Raw genomic sequence first — 17,643 nt, 5'->3', positions numbered from 1 at the left:
GAGACTATGACTAATACAAACACCGCTTCTCCAGCAATGACCCTGACCATCGCCGGTTCCGAAGCCACTGGCGGCGCTGGCGCCCAGGCCGACCTGAAGACCTTCCAGGAACTGGGAACCTACGGCATCGTGGCCTTGACCTGCATCGTCTCCTTCGACCCGAAGGATTCCTGGAACCACCGCTTCGTTCCAGTTGACCAGCAGGTCATCGCCGATCAGCTCGAAGCCATCCAGGCGTGCTACGAGGGCAAGCTCGGCACGGTCAAGCTGGGCATGATGGGCTCGCCGGCAACCATCAACACCGTCGCCACTGCGCTGAAGTCCCAGGACTGGGAGAACGTGCTGCTGGATCCGGTGCTGATCTGCAAGGGCCAAGAACCAGGCCACGCGCTGGACACCGACGAAGCGCTCAAGTCCACCCTGCTGCCGCTGGCTACGTTTGTCACCCCGAACCACTTCGAGGCCGAGCAGCTCTCGGGAATCAAGATCACCACCGAAGATGACCTGGTCGAAGCCGCCAAGAAGATCCACGAGGCCTCCGGCGCAGCGGTCCTGGCCAAGGGCGGGGTCCGCATCGCCGGCGAAGACGCCGTGGACGTGTTCTACGACGGCAGCACCCTTGAGGTATTGCGCGAGAAGAAGATCGGCGAAGTCGCCGTCTCCGGCGCGGGCTGCTCGCTGGCCGCCGCCGTCACTGCAGAGCTGGCCAAGGGCGCGACCCCTCTGGAGGCTGCCCGCACCGCCAAGGCGTTTGTCACCGAAGGCATCCGCAACCGCGTGTCCGGCAAGACCCCGTTTGACGCACTGTGGCAGGGCGGCCGCCGCTAGGCCCCAGCCGCTGGACTTGTTGCTGGCCACCGCCGTTCACGGCGGTGGCCAGCAAATTGCTTTAAGCGTGATCGCAGTCATTGGCCTAAGCCAACCGCACTTGCTATCGTTATTTCGGAAGTGCTCGGAATCAATGCGTGGAGAACCACAGGAAGGGGCGGTCGGCTATGCAAGCCACTTTGACGCTCTGCCCGTTCGTCTGCGCATCGAACGGGGTTGTCAACGTATTTTCCGCTTAGGGCACCTGCCTTGGGCGTCGTTCTAGCGCCCCCCGAATTCTCGATGCCTCGCAGACCTCAAAACCTTTGACGATTAGAGACTCCGCGCGCCGGTAAAGTGCCCGCGGACCATTTGAGGATTTCCCATGCAGCCATTGACCGAAAAAACCATCCGCTCTTCCTTCATCAACGCCAGCCGCCAAGAAGCGAAGAAATTGACCCTGCCCGAAAACTTCGACTCCCTCGATTGGGATTCGCTGGATTACCTAGGCTGGCGCGACCCGAAAATGATGCAGCGCGGTTACCTGCTCCACACCGATGGAACGGGCCGGACCCGCGGCATCCTGCTGCGTCCCACCGACGGCGGTCGCAAGCCGAATAACGCCACTATGTGCGAGATGTGCCGCGATGTGAATATCCCCAGCGCGGTAGGCATGTGGACGACCAAGCGCGCTGGCCAGGCCGGGCGCGACGGCAACACCTTGGGGACCTTGATCTGCCTGAACTTCGAATGCTCCCGCAACGTGCGGATTCCGCCTCCGAAGAATCCGATCTATCCGGATCCGATGGTCGTCGTTGCCGAGCGAATCCAGCTGCTCGACGAACGCGTGCATAGCTTCCTGAACCGCCTCTAGAAGGCAGGAGGAGCCAAGCCGATCCCGGCGCAACCCGCCCAGCAAGTAGTGAACTGATGAGTAACAAAGCGTCTAAAATTTTCTCAAGGATTAGCGCGCTCATCAGGCCTCGCTGGGCGGGTTTGTCGCAGTGGTTCGCGGATTTAATTATGAAATTCCCAAGCCAGCTCGATATCCGGCCAAAGGTCACTATTCAATAACCCCTTGATATATGAGCTGGGTCACCTAAGATTCCAGCTAGGGGTATACGCACTAGCGGACGTTTACCCCGGACGATCATCAAGGCTCGCACTGCTTTAATGTCGCCCGCCCATGACGGGAGCAGTACCGCTATCCAGCCCAGCTAGGAGAATCATGGTCACTCGCCGCACGCAGAGAGTGCCGCGCCTGATTTTGGGATCAGCCACTGCACTTGCATTGGCCGTTACCCTCTCAGGACCGGCAAGCGCAGCAGGAATCCCCCAACCAGGCGACGGCGAAAACGCCGCTTCCCTGCCAATCACCAATTCATCAGCGCTCTCCAATTTGAAAGTCTCCGGACCGCTTGCCAAAGCTACTGGCGAGGTGTCGGTTTACGTTCAGCTCCAAGGCGATGGCGCCTTCGAGACGGTGAAGAAGTCCGGCAAGAAGAAGGATGCCGCCAAGGTCAAGAAGATGGACAAGGAGGTCAAGGCCAAGGGCAAGAAGCTGGCCGCCGAGTCCAACTCGAAGGTCATCTACACCACGCATAACGCACTGCAGGGTGTCGCCCTGACCGGCGATGCCGCAGACCTGCGCAAGCTGGCCGAGCGCAGCGACGTTGCCAAGATCAGCTCCATCGTTCCCAAGAAGCCGTCAAACCGCAGCTCGGTAGTTGACACCGGAGCCCTGGAATCCTGGAAGGCCCTGGACAAGACCGGCGAAGGCGTCAAGGTGGCCGTGCTGGACACCGGCGTGGACTACACCCACGCCAGCTTCGGCGGCCCGGGCACCCTGGAGGCCTACAAGGAAGCCCAGGGCTCTGAAGAGCTGCCCAGCGCAGACTCCGGCCTGATCGACCCCGACAAGTTCATTGGCGGTTGGGACCTGGTCGGCGACGACTACAACGCCAACTCCGACGACCCCACCTACCAGCCAATCCCCCATCCCGACCCGAACCCGCTTGACTGCCAGGCCGCCGGGCACGGCTCCCACGTTGCCGGCACCACCGCAGGCTACGGCGTCAACGCCGATGGCTCGACCTTCACCGGGGACTACTCCTCGCTGGACGCCGACGCACTGGCAGAGATGAAGGTCGGCCCTGGCTCGGCTCCTGACGCACAGCTCATCGGCATCCGCGTGTTCGGTTGCGGCGGCTCCTCCGCCGTCGTCGGCCAGGCGCTGGACTACGTCCTCGACCCGAATGGCGACGGCGACTTCTCCGACCGTGCCGACGTGGTCAACATGTCCCTCGGGTCGGATCATTCCCCGGCCAATGACCCTGAAAACGACATTGTCGACGCCCTGAGCGCAGCCGGCATCCTCTCGGTTGTCGCTTCCGGCAACGCCGGCGATGTCACCGACGTGGGCGGCTCCCCGGGCAACTCCCGTTCCTCGCTGACCGTCGCCAACTCCGTCGGCTCGCACGTCACCTTGGACAAGATCCAGGTGGACGCTCCAGAAGATGTTGCCGGCTCGGCCTCGGGCCAGTACTCGGCAAACTTCAACTACACCAATGCTGATCCGGCTGCCCTGTCCGGAGAAGCTGTGATGGCTCCGGCCGATAACGCATTCGGTTGCGAGGCGTTCGAAGAGGGTTCGCTGGAAGGCAAGTGGGTTTGGCTGCAGTGGAGCGAAGGCGGCGAGTTCCCTTGCGGTTCCGGCGTCCGCTTCAACAACGCTGAAGCCGCCGGTGCCACCGGCGTCCTCTTGGATGCAGAAAGCAACCTGTTCGATGCGGGCATCGCCGGCAACGCGACCATCCCGGGTGCGCAGTTCACCTTGGACGAGTCGAATCGGCTGCGCCCAGCAGCTGAAGCGGGCACGCTGAAGGTGACCCTGTCCCCTGAATTCGTTGGCGGTTCCTCCAGCGAGTCCGGCGTTGGCGACACGCTGAATTCCTCCTCCTCCCGCGGCGTCCATGGTTCCAACGGCGTGGTCAAGCCGGATGTGGCTGCCCCAGGCACCCAGATCGGCTCGGTTGGCGTCGGCACCGGTACCGGCACTGCCGTGATGACCGGTACCTCGATGGCGACCCCGCTGGTCGCTGGCATCGCCGCACTGGTGCTGGAAGGCACCGACTACACCCCTTACGAAGCCAAGAGCATCATCATGAACACCGCGGCCACCGACATCAAGGACGCCGACGGCGAAGCCTACGGTCCTAACCGTGTTGGTTCCGGTCGCGTCATGGCCGATGCGGCACTGCAGACTCCTGCCTTCGCCTACGATTCCGAAGCAGCGGACCTGACCAGCGTGGTCTTCGGCGTCATGGAACTGGACGGCAAGAAGCCGTTCACCGCGAAGCGGGAAATCACCATCGAGAACACCAGCGGCAAGGCGCAGACCTACGATGCCAACTACGTGGCAGCTACCGAGATCCCGGGTGCAACCTTCACCCTGGATCGCAGCAGCGTCACCGTGCCGGCCGGCGGCAGCGCCAAGCTGAATGTCACCCTGAAGGTCGACCCGAAGCAGTGGGCCAAGACCATCGATCCGACCATGGCTACCAGCCAGTCCGGATTGGCCCGTGCCTGGGTCGCCGATGCAACCGGCCGTGTCGAGCTGACTGCTAACGATGCTCCAACCCTGCGCATTCCAGTCCAGGCAGCACCAAAGCGGGCTGCTGACATGGAAGGCAAGCTCAAGAAGCTGAAGAAGGGCGCGGATACCACCAGCCTGAGCCTGAAGGGCAAGGACATCACCGCAGGCGAGGGCGCTACCTCGGTCACCTCGCTGCTCGGCGCTTTCGAGCTCGGCGCTTCGAGCGAACGCGGCGATGACTCGCTGGACAGCATCCCAGCTGCCCGCTCGATGGACCTGCAGCACGTTGGCGCTTCGAGCACCGCGGGCCGCACCGGCATCGCTGACGGACTGCTGAATATCGGCATCTCCACCTGGGAAAACTGGGCCCACCTGGCCGGCGGCACCGAGCTGGATGTCGAGATCGATACCAATGGCGACGGCAAAGCCGACTTCGTGACCTTCAATACGGCATTTGATGAAGTGGACCTGGACCTGGCGGCGACCTTCAATCTCGCCACCGGCGAGCAGGTTGACCTGCAGCCGGTGAACGGCGTGCTGGGCGATGTCGATACCAACACCTTCGACACCAACGCGGCGATCTTCCCGATCTCCCTGGCGGCACTGGGACTCGATGAGGATTCGGCAGAGATCTCCTACCGTGTTCTGGGCTACTCCTGGTACAACACCGATGAGAACGGTGCAATGATCCCGGTTGACCAGACCGACTGGATCGATTTCAACGTGGCGACGCCACAGGTTGATTTCGGTGCAGAAGGCACCCTGTTCACCGATCTGTCCGGAACCAGCATCCCGGTAACTGTCGCTGACAGCTCCAAGGCATCGAAGGCGCTGCTGCTGCACCTGCACAACGGCAGCGGCGACCGCGCCCAGGTACTGGACGTGACTGGCGGAAAGACGAAGGGCAAGAAGTAGGCCTAACGTCTCCCAAAACCAGGCCCGGGGCACTTCCTAGCGAGTAAGGAAGAGCCCCGGGCCTATCACTTTTAAAATCCAGCCCTGCGGCCTACTGGCCGCGCAGCTTCTCTTCCAGGACCAGCACCGCCGCTTCCCTGACCTTGCCCGCGAATTTGCTGTCGGATTTCGCCTCGGCAGCCAGCGCCTTCGCCATGGTGATGGCCGGAGCCGAATTCACGCATAACGGAACCGTTCCGCCAGCGGCAATGAATTTCACGGCACGCTCGCCCACCGGCACGTGGCCGACCTGCTTGGCTTCGCAGAGATCATCGGAAATCACGATTCCCTCGTACCCCATCTGCTCACGCAGCAACCCGCTGATGATCTTCGAGGAGAACGGAGCATCATTCTTCGCATCGAGACGGGCATAGCGGGCATTGGACACCATGACCCAGGACTTGCCCTGCTCGATAGCCTGCTCAAAAGGCTGCAGATCGCTGGAGCCGGCATCGATCTTCGTATCGGTCACCCCGGTATTGGTATCGGTGTTCTCTGCAACCCTGCCTAATCCTGGGAAGTGCTTGACCACCGGTTGCACTCCTTGGGCGTGCAGCGCTTCATTGACCGTTGCGACGGCTTTGGAAACACCGGCGGCGTCATGGGCGTACTCGCGGCCGAAGTAGCCGATGGGTGCATTGCTGGTGCCGATGCTGGATGGAACAACGTCAGCCACCGGAGCCAGATTCACGTTGATGCCGGCTTCAGCCAGCTGCTTTCCGGCGGTGCCCACTTCGCTTTCCAGCTTTGAGATGGACCACTGGCCCTGCTTCAACGCCGTGGGCAGTTCGGCAAAACCGTCGCCCTGGAGCACCCGGACAAAGCCTCCCTCCTGATCGGTGGCCACCCAGACCGGCAGCTGCCCGGGAATATTGGAGTCCAGGTCCTGGGTAATTTTTTGGACCTGGGCAGCAGTCTGCTTGACCGCCAGCTGGGAACGCCCGCGCAGGAAGACATTGGAAATCCCCTGCTTCTTCATCGCGGAAATTTCCGCGGCGGATGCGCCGGTTGCCGGAACACCCGCCATCACCAGGCTCGCTGCCTGTTCGCTGGCGCTCAACTCGTCAACCAATTCTTCGGCTTGCTGGCGCAGCGAAGGCTCCTTGCTCTGGCTAGGGGTTGAACTCTCATCGAGGCCAGCAGATCGGGACGGGCTTGGTGTGGACGATTGCGCGGGAGCACTCGTGCCGCTCGGGCTGCTGGCGCTGGGTGCGGACGTGCTTGGAGCTGGTTCTCCGGCATTCGGCGCACTGCAGCTGGCGAGCATTGCTGTCATCAGGATTCCGGCTGACATGATCTGCTTGGCACGGGTCATCATGAATTCATCTTCCCACCGGAAACTGCGAAGTTCCCGGAGAACCATCAACATTTGCCGTGGGCAGGCTTCAGGCGCGCACCACCAGCAACTCGTCCCAGTCGGTGGTGTAGCGCTGGGAAATATGCTCGCGTTTCATTGACCATTCGGGGCTCCTGGCCAGACCGGCATGGCCCAGGCCGATGGACTTGGCGCCGAATCGAAGCGAAATGTCCTGGACTACCGAGGAGACATTTTCTTGCTCCTGCGCAGCTGGGTCCACATTCTGGCCAAAGAGATCCAGTTGCTGCTCGCCTGGGGTGTCGCTGAGCCCGGAGAGGATCACTCCCCCGCGGACGTAGTCCATTCCCGGTTGCATCAGATCCCGCATCGCGGCGATGGCCAGCTTGCTGAGCAGGATCGGATCCCGGGTCGGCCGTGGCAGGCGCACCTGGGCACTGGGGAATGACGCCTCTCCGCGCGCGAAGCGGCTGGTGCCTGCGGTGACGGTGAGCAGTGAAGCGTAGCGGCCTTCGCTCGCCAATCGGCTGGCGGCCTTCTGCGCATAGATGGACATGACTTCCTCCATCGCCTCATAGGTGCGCACCGGCGTGGAGAAGGAGCGTGTGAACATGATTTGGCCGCGGTCCGCGCGTTCTTCCACCGGACCGATGCAGCGTTGCCCATTGAGCTCGAATACCGTGCGCTGCAGGACAACCGAAAATTTCTTGCGGATCGCCAATGGGTCAGCCGCTTGGAGGTCAGCGATGGTTTCAATGCCCATGGCCGCAAGCTTGGCACCGGTTTTGCGGCCTACGCCCCAGACATCGGTCACCGGGACCCGGTTCATGATGCTGCCCAAAACCTCGGGATCCATGAGCTGCTGGACGCAGACGCCGCCAAGTCCCGGATTGTGCTTGGCGATGTGGTTGGCCAGCTTCGCCAGGGTCTTGGTGGAAGATACGCCCACGCAGACCGGCACGCCAATCGTCTTGTCGATGGCGGCACGGATCTGGGCGGCGGTGCTGCGCACCTGCTCCAGGTTGCCTTCCAGCCCGACGAACGATTCATCGATGGAATACACCTCATGCCAGGTCCCGAAGCGCCCGAGCAGTTCTACTGGTAATGGCGAATATCGATTTGTTCACTATTGGCTTGTGCTGATTGCGCCCAGCAGGATATACCCTGCTGGGCGCGTCGTGGGCCTATCACTGCGCTGTGCCAAGACGGAGAAGACGGTTTCACGATGCGCCCAGCATTTTTCACGGGGCTGACTCGGATGGTTTCGTTGCTAGGCGTATTCCTCAGCACCATGACGCGGCATGGATATCCGCATGGCTATCAGTCCTGCCCCGATTAACCCGATGATGGCAAACGCACTACTGAGCAGAAATGGGTCTATTCCGAAAGAAGCTCCAGAAAAGCCGAGACCGATGTAGAGGGTGATGCCTGCTGACCCGCCGAGCTGATCTGCCGCCCGCTGGACTCCAGAAGCTGTACCGGCATCCGATTCGGTCACTCCAGTAACAGCCGCGTACTGAAGTCCGACTAGCCCAAAACCCATCCCTACGGCGATAAGAACCATAGCTGGAATCATCGCAATAGCCGCAGCCTCTACGTAGGTGACGATGGCGATAGCCACCATCCCGAGAGCCGTAAACCCGATGCCGGTCACGGCGCAAAATCGCGCGCCCCATCGTCCGAGGAATCGAGGTACCAAGGTTGCGGCAGCAATAAGCGAGATCGCTAGTGGCACCAGCGTCAGTCCTGTGGTCAACGGACTGAGCCCCAGCCGGTTCTGTAGGTAGAAAGTGAACAGCAAAAACGATGTGGACAAAGCACCGCTGAGCAGAGCAGTCGCAAGATTGGCCCCCACTCGCGTTCGGTTGCGGAAGAACTCCAGGGGTATCAGCGGATTCGTGGCCCGTCGTTCAACGACAACAAACATATAGGCTGCTATCACAGCTGCAACTAGCACGACCACGGCCGCCCAACGGGGGATTCCGTCAGTCTCTCCTGCTTCGACGATCCCGAATACCAACAGAAGTGGCGCAGCTGTCAACAGGACCGAACCAGGAAGGTCGAGTTTCATACGCCTTCTTGGCTGGTCTGCCGGGATGAGAATGCCCGAAGCGATGAGGACGAACACGATAAAGGGTACCGATACTAGGAAGATCCAGCGCCACCCTAAAAACTCAGTGATGACTCCGGAGAGAATGAAGCCAAGCACAAGCCCGCAGCTAGCAACTGCCGCCCACACGCTCAGCGCGCGTGATCGTCCACGACCTTCGGGGAACAAGAGAACAATCACAGCCATTGCGACTGGCAAAGCCATTGCTTCGCCTGCCCCTTGAAGCAGCCTCGCGGTTACAAGAATAGGATACGTAGGGGCAAGTCCCGCCAGCAGTGAAGCGAGGCCGAACACAGTTGTGCCGATCATTAACAACCGGCGCTGCCCGAGTAGGTCCCCGAGCCGGCCGCCAAGCATTAATAGACCGCCACCGGTGATCGTGTACCCGACGACAACCCATGTCAGTTGTCTAGCATTGGCACCGAACTCGGCACCGATGGACGGAAGGGCAACGTTCACTACGGTCACATCTACCGCGATCAAGAATTGCAACATGGAAAGACAGGCGAGCGTCACCCAAGCCCGCACCGCCGTGGTTTTAGATTGAGAAGAAAGATTAGTGGGAACCAAGTCGTGCTCCATCGTTCAGAAGAACTCCGGGCAGCACTAAGCGCCGCTCCGGACTGGCCGTAGAGCGGCGAAGCATCTAAAGATTAAAGGACTACGTGCTCCGCCGCTAGCGGAGCATCTTCGTCACGGCGGCTGCAGCCGCAGAGGAACCTGCCATACCCTGGATTGTATCAGTTCCGTGGCGGATATCTTGCCGGGCAAGCCTTCGTGCGTAGTGCAGGATATGTTGACCAGTCGCGGTTTGCTGCTGTTGCCCAGGCTGCAGCTGAGACGGTGGAGATACCGAGCAGATCCGATAAGAGTGGCACAGGTATTTCAGCGGCAAGTTCCAGGAGTGCGGCCGAACGAGAACGATTGACCGGAATACCCAATCGATTCAACCGGCTTCCTAAGGCCCCTGCGGTGAGGTGTCTACCTGGCCACCTTCCGGGGAATATCCATGTGTCATTTATATCCCGGTGAGTTCTGGGTGGGTTCTGGTACAACAGCGTGACAGCATGCCCGAGTTGTTCAGGCAGCTCAATAGGATCATCGGCGAGGGTGACGGAAACGCCTTGCTTGCTGAAATGCACCGCAGTACGTGGAATGGCGACAATACGAGTCAGTGGTTGTCCGTATAACAACACAAATAGTCCTGCGACACGGTCTTGCGGTTCTAGGGTTTGATCTCGGAGCAACCAGCGCGCTAGATCCCAGCGTTCATCCGGAGGCATCGAACTTACGGGTTCTCTTTTTGGACGATATGATGAGACAGCTGTAGCAAGTCCATTGTCTTTAAGCCATCGCGTGAAGTGGCTTATGTGATCATGCCGGTTCGCTGAGCCAGCAACGTAGGCGTCGAGCACGCGTTGGGGCAAGGTCAAGGTCGTATATCCCTGCTCCTCGACGAATTGAAGGTATTCAGCACAGGTCTGTAGTCGAGATCGGAGCCGGTGAAACCGGTTATTGGGATCGGTAGGTCGTATCGCGTACCCTGCCCAGGGTTTGGTCGAGAGCCCCCATTGCGCGTATCGGCGCAGCAACAACCGATGAGTCGAGTTGGTCTGTTCCGAGAGCCACGAGGTCAACCAGGGGTAGTATCGTTCCTCATTGACATCGATGTCTGGGAGCACGCCGGAGGTCACGAGCAGGCTCAGTAAGAACGTTGCCCCTTGTTTTCCTCCGCATCGGGTAAAGATTGCCTCGAATTCTAGGGGCAACTGCCCGGTGGCTAATTCTCGCAGCACCGCAGCACTGACACGGTTGGTGTATTGCCACCCCATGAGGGAGTCAGCTCGCGCAGGCCCTTCCAATAAATACTTTTCTAACGGTCGAAGCTCAGGCCGCACAGCCCCGTCGGCATCTGCCAGCATCGTTCGGATTGTTTCAGGGCGGTGGCATTCGATGCACAGGTGGAACTTGCGCACGTTCTTCACTGAACCGCATCCCGGACATGCTAAAACTTCGGGTTGACCTGCGCACGAAGCACAGCACAGTTGGTCGTTTACAATGTGGGTGAGGAATTTCTGTTCACCACAGCCTGGGCAAGGCCGAGGATAACGCATCCCGTAGTAGCAATTGGGACAGATCGTCTTCCCTTGCAGGTGTAGGGCTATGGGTTGAAGACGTTGACAGCCGAAACAATCAGCCTTGGGACGCTCATAGCAGCGATTGCAGACCAACGTTCCGTCTAAAGCATTCTTAACAGAGGTTGTCTCCTGACAGCGATGGCATGCGCCAAAGGAGCGTGGATCGAGCCTCCAACACGGTCTGCAAAAGTACTGTCCATCAAGGTTTTTATGGATGGGTCGCCGTTGCCCGCAGCCAACACATGGTCTCGCTCGATAATTTTTCTCGCATCGAGAACAGTGGCGACCTCCTTGAGGAGCTCGATGCGGCAACTGCATCTTTCGGCCACAACTCTCACATCCCGGCACCACAATCGCCACGGCCCCAGCCTCCCTGAGAGCAGCGGTCAAGGCTTGAACCGTCACGGGCACGTTCGGGTCCTCACCAGTCAGAATCCCGGGCCGTTTACTGATCGCGATGAACAGCCTCCGACGCGTCCGATGGACCGGCGCAATAGAATCGATCATGGCGGCCAGAACACTCGGCGCAATTTCTGGGACATAAGGCTCCAGAATCAAGACAATGTCTTGTGTCACTGTATCCATAAGGAGCTTTCGTTAGTACTTAGGCCGTCTGATCCTGGCCCGCACCGGACGCAGATCACCAATAGGCGCTTTACTACCTTCAGCCACAGCAGTCTTCGGCGCTTCGACTTCACGCCGCTCCGTCACGATCAACTCATCCTTAGAACACTCCAGCGCATCACACAGCGCAGACAACACCTCCAGACTAATGCGGCGAGGTGGCGTTGTGACCAACCGATACACTTGCTCCCGCGACAGCTCAACGCCTCGCTCGGCCAATAAAGGGCGAAGATCAGTCGTTTGGAATAGCCCTTTCGAAGCCATAATGGCTCGAAGGTTCCACGTAGTATGAAGCTCAATCATTCCTACCCCTCCTCCTCCTCGGTAATTTTTCGCAGCGCCTGGGCCAAAATTCTATTCTTGAAATCTCCACTCACGGAGGTATAAATCGAGGTGGTAGACGAGTGCTGGTGCCCCACTTGTTCCTGCACGAAGCGGTCAGCATACCCATGTTCAATCAAATGCGTGACATACGAATGCCTCAGACTGTGCAACGTCAGCTCTTCCGGCAACCCAGCTTCGGCACGAAGCTCGGCAAATCGGCGATCAAGATAACCCCCAGAGATGCGAGTCCGTCGCTCGGTAACCCAAATAGCATCGAGTTCTCCTGGATCAAACCGATCACGGCCTTGTTCAACCCACTGCCGCATACCCGGTACCCACCAATCGAATTCTGGCACGAGCAAAACAGTACGACGTCGAGGTGCACCGCCGCCGGCGGCCTTGCCCCATCGCACATGCAAAGCCGCATAACGTCCCCACTGTTTAGCTTCGGGATTGTAGTGCAGATCCGCAAGATCCAACTGGGCTAACTCATTTCGTCGTAGCCCAAAAGCATAAGCTGTTTTGAATATCTGAGAGTCTCGAAGCGCGGCCAGCGCGCCCTTCTTCCCTGACGCAGCGAGTTCTTCGACTTTGGCATCGGCCGTGTCAAATAGGGTTTCAACCTCGTCGAAGGACAGAGGACGACGTTTTCCAGACCCCTCATATTGAGCCTTATGTGCCACCGTATTCCAGGACAGACAAACCTGTACCGGGTGGCTACCAAACTGGTTTTCACAAATCTCCACCCAGTCATAATTCGGATCAATCAAATACGCACAGAACGTCTTAATAGCATTGTGATTGTGCCGCATAGTTGAAAGCGACTTGAGCCGTTGATCTGGCCCCGAAATAAACTCTTCGACATCTTGAGCATTCCACTCCCACGGCATCCTTCCAGAAAACTCCTGCAACCGCAGGATCAGACGCCGCCGAGTCGCAATAGTCGTGGAACGCAGCCCCCGACTGCGCTGTTGGCTTTCCCAACCACCAAGCATGGCCTCAAACACCGTCGCTTCCGGCGTCACAAACGCCACATTGGACGAGTCCGACACGGCGCGAAGAGTCCGCATTAAATCATCTGAATGTTGCACCACATACAACAATGTAAGGGCGCATGCATCAACGGTCAATAGCCGACCGAGAAGACTTGAACTACACTGGGTAAACTGCCCTCGCAAATGAGAATGATCGCTTATTGCCGAGTCAAAGAATGATTGCGAGTTGCATTTCGCACAACAGTCGACGGTTCATGACCCGGGCGGACATGTCCCCGTACAGCTCATAGTTGCTCGACCGCACCGCGAGGTTGTGAGAGTCCATGTAGCGCTGGACCTTGAAGAACGGCTCGCCGGTGGGAATGCCCAGGTCCTTGGCTTCCTGCGAGCGCGCCACCACGCAGCCGTCGTTGTTCGACAGCACCACTACCGGGCGATTACGCAGCGAGTAGTCGAAGGCCCGCTCGCAGGAGACGTAGAAATTATTGACGTCCACCAGGGAGACGTGATCAGCGGACATGATGCAAGCACCTGGTGATGACGCCGAAGACGCTGACTTCATCGCCTTCGGCCAGGATGACCGGCAGGGGCGATTCATCGCTGAGCAACCCGACCTGCTGGCCGTCGATCTGCCAGCGGCGCACCAGCATCTGGCCATTCAGGTTGACGATGACCACCGATCCGTGGCGCACGGAAAGGGACCGGTCCACAATCACCTCATCGCCATCGAAGATCCCCGCTGACTGCATGGCATGGCCCGAAACGCGCATGATGAAGGTGGATACACGGTCGCGGACCAGCAACCGGTTCAGGTCCAGTCCGCCGTCGAAGTAATCGCGCGCTGGCGAAGGGAAACCCATCGCCGAAACCGCTTGCACCGGCCCTTGGGATGCTCCCGGAGGCATCAGCTCATGCTCTTCAGCCACACCCCACCACTTTCTAGTACAAATATTCGAATACTAGAATTGTAGCGCGTTAATCAGCTTCACGGTTCCGGCGAGCGCTTACCCCTCGGACTCGGCCACGGCGCGCTGGCGGCGAACGCCGCCCCGCGCCGTGCGGCCCAGGAGCACCGCGGACAGGATGATCGCCAGCAGCGTCACGGCACCGGAGACTACGATGATCGTGCGGGCGGGGCCCACGAGCAGTCCCGGGGTGCCGATCAGGTAGCCCAGGGCAACCATGATGTTGATGAGCATCCGCAGCTGGGCCCAGGCAGCGCCATGGCGGCTTTCCGGCACATGCTCGTAGATGGCAGTGCGCACACCGGTGTTGTGCAGCCCGTTGCCCAGGCCGCCGGCCAGGAACACCATCGCCAAGCCGACCGCGTTGGCCCAGAGCCCTTCGATGAGGATCGCTGCACCCACCAGCCCGCCACCGAGCAAAATCGGCAGGGAGCTTCAGGCACCGAAGCGCCGATTGCCTCCCAACAGGGAACCGAGCACCGCGCCGACGGACCAGGCACCGAGCAACACCGCATATCCCGTGTCGCAATCGGTGATCTCGCGCAGGTAGAACACCCCCGCAACCCCTTCTGCTGCGGTAAACAGGACGATCGCCGCTACTGGCAGCAGCAGGATCCGCAGTCGTGGATGGCGTACAAGCGAGGCACCGCCACCAGTAATCCTGGCATTGGGAGCGGGCTCAGAACCTGTCTGAACCTCATGCCCTCTGGCTGCCAGCGAGCGCGACAGGACCACGGCCGCCATTGCCAATCCCAGGAATCCCGCCGTCGCACACCACAGCACCGCACCGATCCCTGCCCTCGCGAAGGCGATCGAAGCGATTGCCGGCGCAATAATCCCGGCCAGGGAGGTAGCCACGACAAGGAAGCTGCTGGCACGGGCAAGGGTGAAGCGTCCGCGGATGCGCGGAATGATCTTGAAGACCACCGCACCGTTGATCACCGCGCAAACGCTGGCCACGGACATCAGGGCAAGGCTCAGGAGAATATTGGCGAAAATAGCCATCACCGCAAAAATCCCGATATGCACGCAGAGGTTCAGGATCCACACCCGGAACAGGGCAGCGCCGTCAACCCACCGCCCGATGGCTGGAGCGGCAAGGATCGGCGGAACCAGGCCAATCAAAAATAATGCTGTCACGCCCCACGACCCCAGCTGGTCCGCGGATTCAAGGGTCAAGGCAAAGAGCGCCATCCCCTCACCGAGCATGGACAGCAGCGCAATCACGCAGAACAGGACGCAACGCACCGACGACCGCACCTGCACCCCGCCCCTTCGCACATGCCGCATGGACCTGAAGGTTCTATCCTATGGGTAGGAGGAACCTCCTCCAAGGACATCTCTCACCCAAGGAGTCTCGTGAAAATTTTACTGGTCAGTTGCGGAGATGTCGCCACCGAGGCAGGCCTGCGCTTCGAGCAGCAGGGCCATCGTGTCACCGCTTGGCGGCGCAACAGCAGCAAGCTGCCCGCCGGATTCGACGGGCACAGCGTGGATCTGCTCGATGCGTCCCAGTGGCCAAGCATTGATCCCGGCACCGAGATCGCCGTGCTCACCCCTGTACCGGCAACCCGCGATGCCGAGGGCTACACGCGCAGCTATCTGCAGGTCGCCCAGGAACTGGTTTCCCGGCTGGAAACGCAATGCCCCGCTCTTCGCCGGCTAATCTATGTCTCCTCCACCGCGGTCATGGGCGGCGGCAACGGAGAGCTCGTCGACGAATCAGCACCACTGGCACCATCCACCCCCACCGCGAAGGTCCTTGCGCAAACCGAGGAGGCGCTCGCCGGAAGCGGCCTGCCGGTCACCATCCTGCGGGCCTCCGGGATCTACGGTCCGGGCCGCACGCGGCTGATCGACCAAGTCCGCGCGGGCACCGCTCAACTGCCAACGCAGTCCCACTGGACCAACCGCATCCACCGCGATGATCTGGCAGCGGCGATTGTCCACGTCGCCGGGCTGGGCGAGCATGCTGCCGGCCTCTACCTTGCCAGCGACAGCACCCCCGCCCAGTTGGGCGAGGTCTACCAGTTCCTGGCCAAGGAACTTGGTCTTCCGGAGCCGGACATGGCGGGACAGGCCCCGGTTCGAAGGGCCGCCGACCGCAGGCTCGATAATGCCAGACTGCTCGCCAGCGGGCTTGAACTGCAGTATCCGGGATATGCAGAGGGCTACCGCGCGATCCTTGCCGGGACGTCAGTCCGACATCCGTAAAGGGCAATAAGGACAGCAATAAAAGCAAACCGGCTTGCGGCGCATCTGAACGATGCACCGCAAGCCGGTTCCCTTATTTCGTTCCGGGTGTGGACCGAAACGCCTAGAAACCCTTGCGCAATGGGTTGAAGTGCCGGGCAATGCCGGGAACCTGCTGGCAGGCAATCTGGGCGGCCAGGATCTTGCCAGTCAGCGGGCCGAGGGCAACGCCCCACATGCCGTGGCCGCCACCGACCGAAACCCGCGAAGATGCGGTCTGCCCGATCAACGGCAGGCCGTCGGCGGTGCATGGGCGTCCGCCCACCCATTCCTCCTTGCGGTTCTCCCAGTTGATGCCCTTGTAGACCGGGGTCGCCGCGGCAACGATGGCCTCGATGCGCTTCGGCTCCAGCTTGTGGTTGGCGTCGCGGAACTCCATGGTTCCGGCGATGCGGAAGCGATCGCCCAGCGGGGTGCAGGCAACGCGCTGGGTCGGGAAGTAGATCGGATGCGTTGGCATGTCCTCTGGCTCAACGGTGAACGAGTAGCCGCGGCCCGCCTGGACCACGACGTTCACGCCGAACTTGCTGGCCATGTCGGTCATCCACGCGCCGGTTGCCAGCACCACGTGATCCGCGGTGATTGCACGGCCTTCGGAACCGATGACGGTGACCGAACCGCCGTTGTCGCGCACATCAGTGACATTGAACGCGCCAATGATGTCGCCTCCGCGGGCAATCACGGACTCGGCCAGCGAATCCATGAACTTCGGCGGGTTGATGTAGCGCTGGTTCTTGATGGCCACACCGGCAGCGACCTTATTGGACAGGGTCGGTTCAATGCCGCGCAGCTCATCGCCGGTGAGCAATTCGTACTCGACATTGCCGCCAGTCTTCTCGATCATTTCGAATTCGTGCAGCAGCGCATCACGGTCGCTGAGCGAAGTGAAACCGGTCAAGAATGGTTCGGCGGGCTTGGTCAGCTCCTGCACGCCAGGTCCTGCTGTGGTCGACTGCGCGATTTCGTCAAAGGCATCCAGACCGGTTGCGCCGATTTCCGAGAAGACCCGCATGGCTTCTTCCCACTTCTTCGGGGTCGAGTGCCATGCGAAGCCGATGAGGAAGCGCAGCAGCTTGGCGTCGGCTTTCAGCGGAATGTAGAGCGGCGATGCAGGGTCAAGCATCATCTTCAGGCCGTTCTTGAAAATCGACGGCTCGGCGATAGGCAGGGTCAGGGCCGGGGTCAGCCAGCCGGCATTGCCCCAAGAGGATCCGGATGCGACGCCGCCACGGTCCACAACGGTGACTTTAATGCCCGCTTCCTGCAGATACCACGCGGTCGACAGTCCAACAAAGCCGGCGCCCACAACAACTACATGATCTGGCACGTTTCCTCCAGCCATGATCCACTCTCCTAGCATTTCGGCGGGCTCTCCACACGAGCCCGCATGTGTTCACTGTCGCGCGATCCCCAGGGAAAATCAACGCGTGCTGACGATTCGACGGTGAGCGCCACCACAGTGGCGCCAAGTTCGCTCTTTTTGCGGGAAATTATGGCTTACCCCGAATTTCCAACAAAGACTTGGCCGTGCATGACAACTTTCCCCATTGACTGCGTCACCAT

Annotated in this window: 13 protein-coding genes and 1 pseudogene; 4 read left to right on the top strand and 10 right to left on the bottom strand. The window is 60.3% G+C overall.

Annotated features, from left to right (window positions below; translation table 11 throughout):
- Positions 1 to 6 precede the first annotated feature (6 nt).
- The 3 genes from BKX98_RS11940 to BKX98_RS11930 all read left to right on the top strand — a co-directional run bounded on the left by BKX98_RS11940 (position 7) and on the right by BKX98_RS11930 (position 5,317).
- A complete protein-coding gene (locus BKX98_RS11940; protein ID WP_073707394.1) occupies positions 7 to 828 on the top strand; it encodes a hydroxymethylpyrimidine/phosphomethylpyrimidine kinase in 822 nt (273 codons plus the stop codon).
- A 364-nt stretch (positions 829 to 1,192) separates the two neighbouring features.
- Positions 1,193 to 1,681 carry an FBP domain-containing protein gene (locus BKX98_RS11935; RefSeq protein ID WP_073707393.1) on the top strand — a complete coding sequence of 163 codons (489 nt, stop codon included), beginning with the start codon at positions 1,193 to 1,195 and terminating at the stop codon, positions 1,679 to 1,681.
- Between the two features lie 564 nt (positions 1,682 to 2,245).
- Positions 2,246 to 5,317, top strand: a complete 3,072-nt coding sequence (locus BKX98_RS11930) for a S8 family serine peptidase (protein ID WP_233125370.1) — start codon at positions 2,246 to 2,248, stop codon at positions 5,315 to 5,317.
- A gap of 91 nt (positions 5,318 to 5,408) precedes the next feature.
- Here the strand turns inward: BKX98_RS11930 and BKX98_RS11925 are convergent, their stop codons facing one another.
- From BKX98_RS11925 to BKX98_RS11880, 9 genes and pseudogenes are all read right to left on the bottom strand, one after another.
- Positions 5,409 to 6,674, bottom strand: coding sequence for a glycoside hydrolase family 3 N-terminal domain-containing protein (locus BKX98_RS11925; protein WP_158024694.1), 1,266 nt, complete (start codon positions 6,672 to 6,674; stop codon positions 5,409 to 5,411).
- Positions 6,675 to 6,741: 67 nt separating this feature from the next.
- A complete protein-coding gene (locus tag BKX98_RS11920) occupies positions 6,742 to 7,764 on the bottom strand; it encodes a DUF4113 domain-containing protein (protein WP_255372331.1) in 1,023 nt (340 codons plus the stop codon).
- A 177-nt stretch (positions 7,765 to 7,941) separates the two neighbouring features.
- Positions 7,942 to 9,351: an MFS transporter gene (locus BKX98_RS11915; RefSeq protein WP_233125368.1), complete on the bottom strand. Its 1,410-nt coding sequence runs from the start codon at positions 9,349 to 9,351 to the stop codon at positions 7,942 to 7,944.
- A 2,165-nt stretch (positions 9,352 to 11,516) separates the two neighbouring features.
- Positions 11,517 to 11,846: a helix-turn-helix transcriptional regulator gene (locus BKX98_RS11905; protein WP_047118356.1), complete on the bottom strand. Its 330-nt coding sequence runs from the start codon at positions 11,844 to 11,846 to the stop codon at positions 11,517 to 11,519.
- A 2-nt stretch (positions 11,847 to 11,848) separates the two neighbouring features.
- Positions 11,849 to 12,919, bottom strand: coding sequence for a tyrosine-type recombinase/integrase (locus BKX98_RS11900; RefSeq protein ID WP_233125367.1), 1,071 nt, complete (start codon positions 12,917 to 12,919; stop codon positions 11,849 to 11,851).
- A gap of 196 nt (positions 12,920 to 13,115) precedes the next feature.
- Positions 13,116 to 13,382 (bottom strand): annotated as a pseudogene (locus BKX98_RS11895) (DNA polymerase V subunit UmuC); the annotation flags it as partial.
- A complete protein-coding gene (locus BKX98_RS11890; RefSeq protein WP_083586832.1) occupies positions 13,372 to 13,788 on the bottom strand; it encodes a LexA family transcriptional regulator in 417 nt (138 codons plus the stop codon). The pseudogene BKX98_RS11895 and the gene BKX98_RS11890, both read right to left, overlap by 11 nt.
- A gap of 78 nt (positions 13,789 to 13,866) precedes the next feature.
- The gene (locus BKX98_RS11885; RefSeq protein ID WP_143181108.1) at positions 13,867 to 14,229 is read right to left on the bottom strand and encodes an MFS transporter; all 363 of its coding nucleotides are present in this window, start codon (positions 14,227 to 14,229) and stop codon (positions 13,867 to 13,869) included.
- Between the two features lie 33 nt (positions 14,230 to 14,262).
- Complete coding sequence (locus BKX98_RS11880; protein WP_143181107.1) at positions 14,263 to 15,054, bottom strand: MFS transporter; 792 nt, start codon at positions 15,052 to 15,054, stop codon at positions 14,263 to 14,265.
- Between the two features lie 132 nt (positions 15,055 to 15,186).
- Between BKX98_RS11880 and BKX98_RS11875 the strand changes: the two genes are divergently transcribed.
- On the top strand, positions 15,187 to 16,041 hold the full coding sequence (locus BKX98_RS11875; RefSeq protein ID WP_073707387.1) for an NAD-dependent epimerase/dehydratase family protein: 855 nt from the start codon (positions 15,187 to 15,189) through the stop codon (positions 16,039 to 16,041).
- Between the two features lie 103 nt (positions 16,042 to 16,144).
- Here the strand turns inward: BKX98_RS11875 and BKX98_RS11870 are convergent, their stop codons facing one another.
- Entirely contained in the window at positions 16,145 to 17,422 is a 1,278-nt protein-coding gene (locus tag BKX98_RS11870; protein WP_073707386.1) for an FAD-binding oxidoreductase, read from the bottom strand.
- Positions 17,423 to 17,643: the final 221 nt, after the last annotated feature.

Source organism: Glutamicibacter sp. 0426, assembly GCF_001906485.1.
GTDB lineage: Bacteria > Actinomycetota > Actinomycetes > Actinomycetales > Micrococcaceae > Glutamicibacter > Glutamicibacter nicotianae.
Note: the sequence above shows the minus strand (reverse complement) of the source record. Positions and strands in the feature narration are given on the sequence as shown.